Genomic DNA, 12586 nt, shown 5'->3' on the forward strand with positions numbered 1-12586 from the left:
TGTAACAGTAGGGTTACATTTTACCTTTAAACATACTATAATTGATTCTCATTTACATCAAGATTATTATTTGCAAGAAGATGGTGCCAATTGAGAATGACGAATTTTTAAAATAGAAAATAAATAATAAGTGATTGATTAATATTTATTTAATTCGAAATTGGTTCGGCAAAAATAATTTAAAGATGAAAAAAACGATCCTAAGAATAGGGCTGTGATTTTGCCTATTCAAAAGGAACTGATTCTGTTGTCTCGATAAAATTGAGGAATTTTCATGAGAATATTCAATCATGAAAGGTTAATAAGCCCATCAAATGTTGAACAAATTTTCCCTCGCTTTAGTTTGATGGGACTAAATTTGCAATTTGTATCGGCTTTATTACGCTCAAGTGGGGCACGCCACTGATGCAATTTGGCTTATTTTTTATTTTTATCGTTTTATGTATTTGCTCGTTATTGCTCGGGGCTGAGCCAATACAGTGGTCTAACTTATTCTCTTTTTCTCATGAGAGTTGGCTCACTCTTACAGCCAGCCGTATCCCTCGTTTAATCACTATTGTGCTCACCGGAATCGGGTTGGCGGTATGTGGTGTCATCTTGCAGCATATTGTGCGTAACAAGTTTGTTGAACCGGAAACTTCGGGCGGTTTAGATGCTGCCAAACTGGGAATTTTAGTGTCGTTAACTTTAGTTCCGGTAACCAGCACGCTGAGTAAGATGATATTTGCGATCATTTTTTGTTTTATTGCCAGCTTAATTTATATCGCAATTATCCGCCGGATCCGTTTTAGAAATACGGTTTTAGTACCGGTTATTGGTTTGATGTACGGCAGTGTACTGAGTGCCTTAGCTGAGTTTTATGCCTATCGTTTTAATATTTTACAAAGTATGCAAGGGTGGCTTTTAGGAGATTTTTCAAAAATTGTCCAAGGTCACTATGAAGTTATTTACATTATTTTTCCGATTGTTGTCCTGACTTATCTTTTCGCACATCGCTTTACCGTGATTGGTATGGGTGAAGAGATGGCTTCTAGCTTGGGACTTAGTTATGCAGCTATAGCCGCCATTGGTTTAATACTGGTTGCCATTACAGTTTCAACCACAGTAATTACTGTTGGTGCCATTCCTTTTGTCGGGCTCGTGGTCCCCAATTTGGTCGCACTGAAATACGGAGAAAACTTAGCTAAAACCTTGCCCATTGTGGCTTTGGGTGGAGCATCTCTATTACTGGTTTGCGACATTCTTGGCCGCTCAATCATTTATCCATTTGAAGTACCAATCGGACTTACCGCAGGTGGTGTGGGGGGAATTATTTTCCTCATCCTCATTTTGAGGGAGTTCAGATAATGCGTATTACAAAGCTATGGATGATTTATCTGATTGTCATCTGCCTAGCAATAAGTTTTTTATTTTTAAACTCAGGGTTAGATTTTGATTACGTCATTCCTAACCGACTTCTTCGTCTTGCCACGATTGTAATAGCCGGTATTTGCGTTACTTTTTCCTCGATTGTTTTTCAGACATTGGTTGGTAATCGTATTTTGACTCCCTCAATTATGGGCTATGAATCGATTTATCTCTTATGGCAAGTTTTGTTGTTGTTTTTTTGGGGGACACATGGATTAAGTCAGTTAGGGGTAAATGGTAATTTCTTTATCTCAATCGTTTTAATGCTGCTTTATTCGTGGGTAATCCATAAGTGGTTATTGCCATATGGCAGAAATGATGTCTTTCTCCTGTTACTTTTAGGTTTAGTCCTTACGATGGTCGTCGGGACGGTTACTCAATTTATTCAACTCAAAATTAATCCTGGTGAATTTTCTGTTTTCCAAGGCCTTAGCTATGCTTCTTTTAATCGCTCTCAACCAGAAACTTTATTTTATGCCAGCCTAGCCGTAGTCATTGTTCTATTCCTCGGTAGAAAAGCGCTCCCTATTCTGGATGTTCTGGTTTTAGGGCGTGAGCAAGCCATTTCATTAGGCATTCATCATCACCGCTATGTCAGTTTCTATTTAGCCCTGATCGCTATTTTGGTTGCGGTATCTACCAGTCTGATTGGCCCGACAGTATTTATGGGCGTATTCATTGCCAATATTACTTATGCACTAGCAAGAAGTTATAAGCATAAATTAACGCTGCCCATGGGTTGTGCCATCACGATTGCCATATTTATTGCTGCTCAAATTTTAGTTGAGCACGTTTTTAATTACAAAACGACCGTCAGCATTCTGGTCAATCTCGTATGTGGCATTTATTTCCTTGCGCTGACGGTTCGTACCCGAGGTGTTGCATGATTCATGTCAAGAATATCAATAAGTCATATGGAAATAAGCCAATACTGACTGACGTAAATGTTGAATTTCCTACAGGTCAGGTGACGTCACTCATTGGTCCAAATGGAGCCGGAAAATCGACTTTACTCATGATGATGGCACGTTTAATTGAGCCGGATAAAGGCGAGATTTTTCTTAATTATCAAAATATTGCGGATATTAAAACCGCTGTTTACGCCAAGCATGTCGCGACTTTACGTCAAGCACCTGGCTTTAATTTGCGCTTAACAGTAGAAGAGCTGGTTTCATTTGGACGCTTTCCCTATAGCCGTGGTGTTTTAACCGAGCAAGATCGTCAGGTGGTTGATGAGGCTATTGAGTTTCTTTCTTTAGAGCCGCTGCGCAAATCTTACATCGATGAAATTAGTGGTGGTCAAAGGCAAATGGCATTTTTGGCGATGACGATCGCACAGCAAACAAACGTACTTTTATTAGATGAACCCTTAAATAACCTTGATATGAAACATGCCGTTCAAATTATGCGCGCACTCAGACGCTTATGTGATGAACAAGGGCGCACTGTGATTTTAGTCATTCATGACATCAATTTTGCCACGAATTATTCGGACCATATTGTCGCGCTGAAGAACGGCAAGCTTCATTTCAGTGGGTTAACCGAACAAGTGATTACAGAGGCGCAATTAAATGATCTGTACGAGCTTGATTTTGAAATTACATACAGTGAGCGTGGCTGTATGTGTAATTACTTCAACTCATCTGGAGCTTGAATACATATGAACTGGAAGAAAAAGTATGGGGGAGTCGCCCTCATCATAGCGGCAGCTGTCACTCTACAAGCATGTGATCAAAAAGTTGCAGATACCACTCAAGCTTCTCAGAAGCTAGCAGAACCGATTACGGTAAAACATGCGCTTGGAACTACGGTGATAGATCATCTACCGCAACGCGTTGCCGTACTTGATATGAATGAAGCTGACTTTTTAGATCAACTGAATGTCCCGATTATGGGAATGCCAAAAGATTATGTTCCACACTTTTTGGAAAAATATAAAAAAGATGCACATATTCAGGATTTGGGTGCAATTGTACAGCCCAATATGGAACGGATATATGCATTAAAACCAGACCTGATTTTGATGACGCCATTACACGTTAATCAGTATCAGGAACTGTCAAAAATTGCCCCGACCATTCACTACGATATTAACTTCAACAATAGTGAGAGTAATCATATTGGTCTGGTTAAAGATCATATGATGACTTTAGGAAAAATATTTAATAAAGAAGATTTAGCCCGCCAGAAAGTTTCTGAACTCGATGAACAGGTGAAGCAAGTACAAGCCGTAACGGCCAATCGCCCAGAAAGAGCGTTAGTCGTTCTTCATAACAATGGGGCATTTAGTAATTTTGGTATTCAGTCACGCTATGGCTTTATTTTTAATGCCTTTGGAGTAAAGCCTGCAAGTGGTGTGATGGATACAAGTCTACATGGACAACCAATTTCGAGTGAATTCATCAAAAAAGCGGACCCAGATATTCTTTATATCGTGGATCGAACCGCTGTGATGGAACATCGCTCAAAAATTAATGCCGCCAGTGTTGAAAATCCATTATTACGTCAAACCAAAGCGTGGAAAAACGGTCGTGTCATTTTTGTCGATGCAGATGCGTGGTATACCACGGCTGCAAGCCCAACCTCACTCAAAATAGTGATGGAAGATGTGAAAAAAGGCTATCAATAAATTTTTGGGCACATCACTTAATCAAATTTTACAGCATAAATTTTCACTATTTTGCTATGAATTTTAAGCAGATAGTTAATAAAAAATGAATCACAACATTAAAGGTCTTTCAATGAACAACGTTAGCGATAACCGTAATTTTAAAAGTGGGAATGATCAAAGAATTAATCAACGTTCTTTTGTATTAAATGGTATTGCATCTGCACAAATGGCCCTTCGATTAGGCTATGCATTAGGCACTGTATTTGTACTATGTGCATCAAATACCTATGCTGCTGTTATTGATAATTCAACAAAAACTTTAGAACAACAACAAGCTGCTCAAACAAATGTAGCAGCTTTACCAGCAATTACTGTAAAAGCTGAACAAGACGATACTTATGCAGGTGGACAAGTTGCAACTTCGAGCAATGTTGGATTTCTCGGTAGTAAAAAATTTCTAGATACGCCATTTAATACGATTAGTTATACCGATAAATATATCGAAGATAAACAGGCAAAAGATATTACAGAAGTGATTGCAGCAACTGATCCATCGATATATACCAACGGTGCAAGTGGTGGTTGGAGTGAAAACTATTATATTCGTGGATATGCTTCGAGCACGAATGATATGTCAATGAACGGACTTTTCGGTATCACACCATTTTATCGAACTTCTCCGGAAATGTTTAGCCGCGTTGAGGTGTTGAAAGGTCCTTCCGCTTTGTTAAATGGGATGCCGCCAGCAGGATCGGTGGGTGGAACGGTAAATCTAGTGACCAAGTATGCGGCTGATGAACCGTTTGCACGATTGACTACGACATATATGTCGGATGCTCAGTTTGGTGGACATGTCGATGTTGGAAGAAGATTTGGTGAAAATAAAGAATTCGGCGTTCGTATCAATGGGATGTATAGAGATGGTGATGCAGCAGTTAATGATCAATCGAAAGAAAGTCGTTTATTTTCGCTTGGCTTAGATTGGCAAGGTGAAAAAGCACGTGTTTTTGTTGATGCTTACGATGCCTTAGATCATGTTGATGGTGTTACACGTGGTGTTAACGTCTCTACAGCAGTTGGAATTCCGAAACCACCGAAAGCGGATACCTTGCTTAGTCCGGATTGGGGTTCTGTGGAAACCAAAGATAAAGGTGCCATGATTCGTGGGGAATATGATTTTTCTGATCAGTTGATGGCATATGCGGCTTATGGACAAAGTACAACCCAATATAAATATAATGGGGCAAGTGCAGGGACGATTACGAGTAGCACTGGAACACTGAGTTCAATACTTGGACAACTTGCTTTTGAAGTCGATAAAAAATCAGCAGATGCAGGTTTTAAAGGCAAGTTTGAGACGGGGTCTGTGAAACATCAATGGGTCGCTAATGCAACCTACTATAATCATGCACAAGATGATTATGGTTATAGAATTATCCCAGGTTTTGGTGATCCTGTTTTTACGAATATTTATGATCCCAATCCAAATTGGGGGCCTAAACCGGAATTTACACCGCCGTTTCTATTGCATTCGACACTCTCTACCTCTAGCTTCGGTTTAGCCGATACATTGTCGTTTGCTCAAGATAAAGTACAGTTGACTTTAGGACTTCGTCATCAGAATGTAAAAGCAACAAGTTCTGTTAATACATTACCTGAAAATGCTAAATCAGCAACTACGCCTGGTGTCGCGTTACTGATTAAAGCGAATGATAAAATTTCTGTTTATGCAAACTATATTGAAGGTTTGACAAAGGGTGATCAGGCGCCTGCAAATGCATCAAATCGAGGGGAAATATTTCCGCCTCAAAAAACCAAACAACAGGAACTTGGTTTGAAGGTTGATTTGGGGACATTTGCGCATACATTGAGTGCATTTGAAATTACCAAACCAAATAGTTATTTAGATCCTTCAAAGCTTGTGAATAACTTATCTACCTTTGTTTCGGATGGAGAACAACGAAATCGTGGTATTGAATGGTCATTCTTTGGTTCACCGATTGAACATGTGCGTTTAATGGGTGGCTTTACCTATCTTGATCCTGAACTTACCAAGACTAAGAGTGGAAAAAACGATGGTCATACAGCAGTTGCTGTGCCAAAAAATCAGGCTAAGCTTGGAGCAGAGTGGGATACTCAAGTAGCACAAGGGACTTTAACCTTATCAGGAAATATCAATGCAGTTTCCAAGCAATATATTAATGCAGAAAATACCTTGTCCGTACCAGGGCGTACGCTCTTAGATGTTGGCGCACGCTATAGCACGAAAGTTGAGAACCACCCAGTTACTTTCCGTGCCAATATCTACAACTTAACCAACAAAGCGTATTGGGCACAGCCACAATTGACGAATTTGGCTTTAGGCGCACCAAGAACGTATATGCTATCTGTATCATATGACTTTTAATTTGTTGTAATCTTCAACCGAATAAAAAACCCGCAATCGCGGGTTTTTTATGATATTCATATTTTATTCTGGTAAACCATAGTGCTGGAAAGAAGACTGTTTAGGAATTCGATAAGCATTACGCCCTAGTAATTGATTAATAATTACTGAGTTTCGGGTTGCTCCGATTCCTAAATCTGGAGAACCTACACCTTGCTGAAAAATCTCGGCATTTTGAATGAAAATACGACCTTGTCCCTGATCACAACGTAAAGCGGTAAAGTCTTCTTGAACAATACAATCATTTTTATCATCAACCGCTAAAATAGAACCTTTCATATTTTGGAACCATTCAGGCCAATCATGAACATAGCCTGTAGCTGCGACAAGGGCATCAGTTTCTAATTCGCAACGTTGATCGAGTTGAGTATGCAAACAGGTTAAACGCAGAGAACCCGATTCAAGTTCTTCAATCGATTCAACTTCGCAGCTTGTGTATAGGCTTAAACCGGATTTTTCACCGGCCACTGAACGCTCATAAAGTACATCATATATATCACCAATGGTTGAGAAGCTAATTCCTTTATAGATCAGGCCCTGACTAGCAGCAATGTCACGACGTTTATCTCTAGGCAGGCTTTGGAAATATTGCATATATGCAGGGGTAAAACATTCTTGCCCAAGTTTAGAATATTCCATTGGGTGAAAGCCGGCAGAACGTGTGATCCAACGAATAGATGCACCTGCTTTTACTTGTTCTGGTGTAAGTGAATTAAATAAAGCAAGCACACATTCTGCTGCACTCTGGCCTGAGCCAATAACCGTGACTTGTTTACATTGATTGAGTTGTTCCTGAATTTTCGCAAACTCCGCAGAATGTTTTACCAAAGGGTGTTTGCATGTTTCAAGCCACGTAGGAATTCGAGGTTTAGTTCCAATACCAATCGCTAGATTTTGGCTTATATATTTTTGTTTTTCGCCCGAGGCTGATTCACTTTCTATAATAAATTTATCGAGCTTGGCGTCATATTCCACATGGCTTACGTTTTCACCAAATCGACAATCTGGTAATTGTTTTGAAGCCCAACGGCAATAATGGTCATATTCACGGCGTGGAATTAAAAAACTGTCGTAATAATAAAACTGATGTAAGCGATCATGTTGATGTAAATAATTAATATAGCCTAAGGGATGGCAAGGATTGGCCATAGTAACCAAGTCGGCAAAGAAAGGAACTTGTAATGTCGTGCCTTGCAATAGTAACCCTTCATGCCATCGAAATTCTGGTTTACGTTCTAAAAATACGCTTTTGATTTCGGGATGATGAGACAAAAGAGCAGCTAAACCTAAGTTGAATGGCCCAATACCAATTCCGGTAATATCTATTTTTTTCATGTTTATACTTTATCTGTTTCCAAAATGATGAAAGTTAAAAATACGAATTAATGTGGTGTTAGTAGTTTCTCTACATCAGCAATATTGCGACATTGAATAAGTTGAACAGGTGAGAGCTGAATCGCGTATGTTTCATTAATACGTTTTGAAACGACCTTTAAATGATGTGGACGCAGCCCGAGATGAGTAAAATGAGTTGAGTTGTCCACTTCCTTATTTGGCGTGTGACCTATCACTTCTAAATAAATATCGAGTAGTTGATTTTGCTGTTTAGCATTATTATCAAGTGGAATAGACGAATGATCGGACTCATTATTCTTAAAATATAGTCGTTTATTTTGAAGCTCACTGAAAAAATTACTGAGATCAAAACTGAATATTTCTGAACCAATAATTTGTTTGATTGCCAATTGTAGCGCGTCCAAGAAATCCTCAATCATATGGGGAGGAAATGCTTCTTGAGCATAATCAATATCGAAAATTAAAGCGCCGTCATTTCTTGTGCTAAAGCGAATATCAATTGCAACTTGAGGGGTTTGGGTCAGTCCATCTTGTTGCTGAATAGGATGAGATTCAGATAATACAGGCCATGATAAACCATTTGTAATTACAATCGGTAATACTGGAGCAGTGCCAACTTTTTCAAATAATAGTCGAGCGAGATCAACACCTGAAAATGAAAGATGCTGTAAACCCTCTAAAATTTCAGTTTGCAAACGGTTTGCTTGTTCAGCAAATTGATCTGAAGTTTTCCACTCAACAGCAATAAACGTAGAGCTATTTGAAAATGGTCCGGCATAGAGGGGAAGTGTAGGAACAGCAACGCATAGAGATTTTTCAGTGTTCCAATGAGATAGCACTTCCAAAATAATAGCCATGATGATTGAATTTTTAAACAGTGAATGTTTTGCGCCAATTTTAGACAACTGTTTAAATTGAGCTTTTTCTATAATTAGACTGTTACGTTGGTAACGTGAAGTCGATAAATGCTGTAAGGGCGTTTTCCACGGAAGCGTAGGAATAGCCGATAATTTAGAAAATTTTCTTTCCCAGTAAGCCATATCTGCCTGATGAACAGACAAGCTATTTTCAGCTTCATTTTCTTCTATTTGTGTTTGGATATCATGTTGTTGCCCGTCGAATAGCTCTAACATAAGTGAAGCTATAGATCGGCCATCTAAAATTAATGCATCAAAGCGGACAAAAATTGTTAATAGATTATTTTTTAATAAAAATACGGTGATATTCCAAGGCGACTGTTTTAAATCAAATAGCTCATGCGTATAACTATTTTTATAGGACTGGATGTGGTGAGATGCACGTTCAGGTTCCCATGTAGTTAGGTCTATTTCTTTTAAATTGACACTCACTTGATCGCTTACATATTGTACTAACCTATTTTTATCAATATAGGTTCGTAAGCTGTCATGCCGCCGTACCATTTCTGTCAATCGTTGTTTTAATAAAACAATATCTATTGTGCCGTGATACTGCCTAAACTCTTGCATGGCAACACTACCTAAAGGAAGGGCTTGAGTTCGGCCTAATAGGTAGGCTTGTTGTAATGCATTTAATGGTTTTTGGGACGTACGATCTGATGAGGTATTTTGTGCTGGGCTTATAATTTGTGTATTAAGTTGCTCAGGGTGTGCTGCAAGATTTTTAAGTAAATGAATGAAAGATTCAAATAAATTCGTGATCCATTCTTTGGGTAGAGCATCTAAACGGATGTCCCAATTAACTAAAATACCGTCATCTACATGAGCAACTTGTGCATCAAGTGCAACTTGCGGCCCTTGTGAAATGACCCAATTCATTGAGCCAAAAACACGGCGGACACGTTCGGAAAGTAAATTATCATTTTCTAAATCAAGTGCCGCTGTAAATACCACGGGAGCAATCTGTGCACTACCATGATAACGGGATAGGTCACGTAGAACATTAACACCCGAATAATGTGAATGCTCCAATAACTCAAGCATTTGATTTGCTATTTGTTTGCAGAATGCGGCTAAGGTAGTTGTCTCTTTCATATCGACATTTAGAATGACTAAATTAGCAAAATCGCCAATAGTGCCTTCGACATTTTTTAAAACCGGTTCGCGCCAAAAAGTAGGAATATTTAATCGGAAGCTGTGATCTTTGGTTGCATGACCAAGCGTATAAGCAAATAAACCTAATATTAGGTTGGTCACGGTAATGTGTTGTTCTCTAGCAAGTTGTTGTAATGCTTTTCGTTCTTCCGGCGATAACCAAGTACTTAAACGATCACTTTTTGCTGTTTTGAATTCTTGATGAATGAAAGGTAGAGACGGAGCAGGGCTAATATGAGGCAGACGTTCTTTCCACCATAAGCGGTCTCGTTGGTTTAATTTTTTTAGGTCAGGGGCTGTCCGTATTTTTTGATACCAGTCAAAAAAATTAGGTGGACGGGAGAATGATATTTCCGGGTCTTCATAAAACAAAGAAAGATCTTCCATCAAGTTCAAAAAACTGGACGGATCTATAGCAATCATGTCCGTATCTACATGAAAACGGAAAATATTATTTTTAAGAATACTTACAGAAAATCTTGCAGTCTGGCCCTGACTTAAATCAAGTTTTTGATGGGTCCATTGCTCGCGTTTTTGCATGAGCATTTGCTCAATTTGATGATCGCTAAGCTTTGAAAAATCATCGACTTCTAATATCTGTTGAGCCTTCTCAGCCATGATGTTTGCGATGCCATCGGCGCTCAAACTTAATCTCAAAATAGCGTGTTCTTTATAAAGTCGTTGAAGTGCTAAATGTAATTTTTGTAGATCAATAAATTGACCGTCAAATTCTGCATAGAGGTGGGCAGCAACCCCACCTAAAGTTGCGTTGCCAGAGCGACCAAACCAGCAGGCTGCTTGCATCGAAGTTAATTCACACATTGAACGATAACTCGGTTGACAAATTAATCTTGTTTCAGCATCATACAAACAAATGAAAATGATTACCAGTTGCATTTGTTAATCATTTCCAATTTTGCTGTGAATATATAGCTTGTCCGTCTTAAGAGTTTTCTTTAGTCGGTATTCAAATTAAATATTTATGCCGAGATGTAAGAAAATTTACCAAGAATCAATAGCTTGATAACCATTAAATTAAATTGAATATTTAGAATGTCATGAAAAAACAGTTGATTGAGTTTGTTCGCTGGTCTCCCGAGAGAGCGCAACACTATCGAAATAAAGGTTATTGGATTGACCAACCTTTGACGCGCATTTTAACGGTAGGGGTTCAATCGCATCCGCATTCGCCGGCAATTATTTGTGGTGAACGTCAGTTGAGTTATATCGAGCTGGATCGGCTATCAACAAATTTAGCTTCTCGACTAGCTGAAAAAGGCTTGGGCAAGGGTGATACTGCTTTAGTACAACTTCCCAATGTTGCGGAGTTTTATATTGTCTTTTTTGCCTTGCTTAAAGCAGGCGTGGTTGTGCTCAATGCGCTATATAGCCATCGCCAATATGAACTAAATGCCTTCATTAAACAGATTCAACCTAAGCTTTTAATTGGTTCGCGTCAGCATGAAGTCTTTAACAATAATCAATTTATTGACTCACTTCATGAAGTAAATTTAAGTCCTGAAATTATTTTGATGCTCAATCATCAAGCTACCGATTTCGGACTATTAGACTGGATTGAAACACCAGCAGAGACCTTTGTCGATTTTTCATCTACACCTGCTGATGAAGTTGCTTTCTTTCAGTTGTCAGGTGGAAGTACGGGAATACCAAAACTTATTCCACGAACGCATAATGACTACGACTATAGTGTGCGGGCCAGTGCCGAGATTTGCGGTTTAAACTCAAATACCCGGTTATTGTGTGCTCTGCCAGCTCCGCATAATTTTATGTTGAGTTCACCCGGTGCATTAGGTGTTTTACATGCAGGTGGATGTGTTGTGATGGCACCAAATCCTGAACCGCTCAATTGTTTTTCTATTATTCAAAGACATCAAGTCAATATGGCCTCTTTAGTGCCGAGTGCTGTCATTATGTGGCTAGAAAAAGCCGCGCAATATAAAGATCAAATTCAATCTTTAAAGTTGCTTCAAGTGGGAGGAGCAAGTTTTCCTGAATCTTTAGCCCGTCAAGTTCCTGAAGTCCTCAATTGTAAATTACAACAAGTATTTGGAATGGCCGAAGGCTTGGTCAATTACACCAGACTAGATGACTCCGATGAGCAAATCTTTACGACCCAAGGGCGTCCTATCAGTTCTGATGATGAAATCAAAATTGTAGATGAGCAGTATAAAGAAGTTCCGGAAGGTGAAATAGGAATGCTTGCGACTCGGGGGCCTTATACCTTCTGTGGTTATTACCAAAGCCCTGAACATAATTCACAGGTCTTTGATGAGGACAACTATTACTATTCAGGCGATCTCGTGCAGCGTACTTCGGATGGTAATTTACGTGTAGTAGGAAGAATTAAAGACCAGATTAACCGTGGTGGTGAAAAGATTGCTTCGGAAGAAATAGAAAAACTTATTCTTTTGCATCCAGAAGTTATGCACGCAGCTTTGGTCGCAATTGTTGATGAACAATTCGGTGAAAAAAGTTGTGCCTTTATTGTTTCTCGGAATCCTGAACTGAAAGCTGTTGTGCTCAGACGCCATCTCATGGAGCTGGGTATTGCACAATACAAACTTCCAGATCAGATCAAATTAATCGAAAGTTTGCCTCTGACCGCAGTCGGTAAGGTGGACAAAAAACAACTTCGCAGCATTTTAAATACATCTACAACATCTTAATAAATAT

General features: G+C 39.1%; 8 protein-coding genes. 6 read left to right on the forward strand and 2 right to left on the reverse strand.

Translation table 11 applies throughout. The features are described 5' to 3' along the window. Window positions 1–405: 405 nt before the first annotated feature. The 5 genes from bauD (at window position 406) to bauA (ending at window position 6425) form a co-directional block, all read left to right on the forward strand. Window positions 406–1347 (forward strand): ferric acinetobactin ABC transporter permease subunit BauD, encoded by a 942-nt coding sequence (gene bauD / locus B806_RS0104820; RefSeq protein ID WP_017386586.1) that lies wholly within the window; start codon window positions 406–408, stop codon window positions 1345–1347. Further along, window positions 1347–2294 (forward strand): ferric acinetobactin ABC transporter permease subunit BauC, encoded by a 948-nt coding sequence (gene bauC, locus B806_RS0104825; protein ID WP_017386585.1) that lies wholly within the window; start codon window positions 1347–1349, stop codon window positions 2292–2294. The genes bauD and bauC overlap by 1 nt, the downstream gene beginning before the upstream one ends. Then, on the forward strand, window positions 2291–3061 hold the full coding sequence (gene bauE, locus B806_RS0104830; protein WP_017386584.1) for a ferric acinetobactin ABC transporter ATP-binding protein BauE: 771 nt from the start codon (window positions 2291–2293) through the stop codon (window positions 3059–3061). The genes bauC and bauE overlap by 4 nt, the downstream gene beginning before the upstream one ends. Window positions 3062–3067: 6 nt before the next feature. Beyond that, a complete protein-coding gene (bauB, locus tag B806_RS0104835; RefSeq protein ID WP_017386583.1) occupies window positions 3068–4036 on the forward strand; it encodes a siderophore-binding periplasmic lipoprotein BauB in 969 nt (322 codons plus the stop codon). Between the two features lie 85 nt (window positions 4037–4121). Beyond that, complete coding sequence (gene bauA, locus B806_RS0104840) at window positions 4122–6425, forward strand: TonB-dependent ferric acinetobactin receptor BauA (protein ID WP_025466668.1); 2304 nt, start codon at window positions 4122–4124, stop codon at window positions 6423–6425. 63 nt (window positions 6426–6488) lie between these two features. Here bauA and basC read toward each other — a convergent pair whose 3' ends face one another. Further along, entirely contained in the window at window positions 6489–7799 is a 1311-nt protein-coding gene (gene basC / locus B806_RS0104845) for a putative histamine N-monooxygenase (RefSeq protein WP_017402702.1), read from the reverse strand. Between the two features lie 47 nt (window positions 7800–7846). After that, the gene (gene basD / locus B806_RS0104850; RefSeq protein WP_017402703.1) at window positions 7847–10789 is read right to left on the reverse strand and encodes an acinetobactin non-ribosomal peptide synthetase subunit BasD; all 2943 of its coding nucleotides are present in this window, start codon (window positions 10787–10789) and stop codon (window positions 7847–7849) included. Window positions 10790–10950: 161 nt separating this feature from the next. On the opposite strand from basD, the gene basE reads away from it, so the two are divergent. Further along, the gene (basE, locus tag B806_RS0104855) at window positions 10951–12579 is read left to right on the forward strand and encodes a (2,3-dihydroxybenzoyl)adenylate synthase BasE (RefSeq protein WP_017386579.1); all 1629 of its coding nucleotides are present in this window, start codon (window positions 10951–10953) and stop codon (window positions 12577–12579) included. Window positions 12580–12586: the final 7 nt, after the last annotated feature.

It is taken from the genome of Acinetobacter sp. TG2027 (assembly GCF_000302435.1).
GTDB classification, from domain to species: Bacteria; Pseudomonadota; Gammaproteobacteria; order Pseudomonadales; family Moraxellaceae; genus Acinetobacter; species Acinetobacter pittii.

What these genes read in the sequence shown, in the direction of transcription:
- bauA (WP_025466668.1), top strand. Translation starts at nt 4,122, where the DNA reads ATGAATCACAACATTAAAGGTCTTTCAATGAACAACGTTAGCGATAAC.
- bauE (WP_017386584.1), top strand. Translation starts at nt 2,291, where the DNA reads ATGATTCATGTCAAGAATATCAATAAGTCATATGGAAATAAGCCAATA.
- bauD (WP_017386586.1), top strand. Translation starts at nt 406, where the DNA reads ATGCAATTTGGCTTATTTTTTATTTTTATCGTTTTATGTATTTGCTCG.
- bauB (WP_017386583.1), top strand. Translation starts at nt 3,068, where the DNA reads ATGAACTGGAAGAAAAAGTATGGGGGAGTCGCCCTCATCATAGCGGCA.
- basC (WP_017402702.1), bottom strand. Translation starts at nt 7,799, where the DNA reads ATGAAAAAAATAGATATTACCGGAATTGGTATTGGGCCATTCAACTTA.
- basD (WP_017402703.1), bottom strand. Translation starts at nt 10,789, where the DNA reads ATGCAACTGGTAATCATTTTCATTTGTTTGTATGATGCTGAAACAAGA.
- bauC (WP_017386585.1), top strand. Translation starts at nt 1,347, where the DNA reads ATGCGTATTACAAAGCTATGGATGATTTATCTGATTGTCATCTGCCTA.
- basE (WP_017386579.1), top strand. Translation starts at nt 10,951, where the DNA reads ATGAAAAAACAGTTGATTGAGTTTGTTCGCTGGTCTCCCGAGAGAGCG.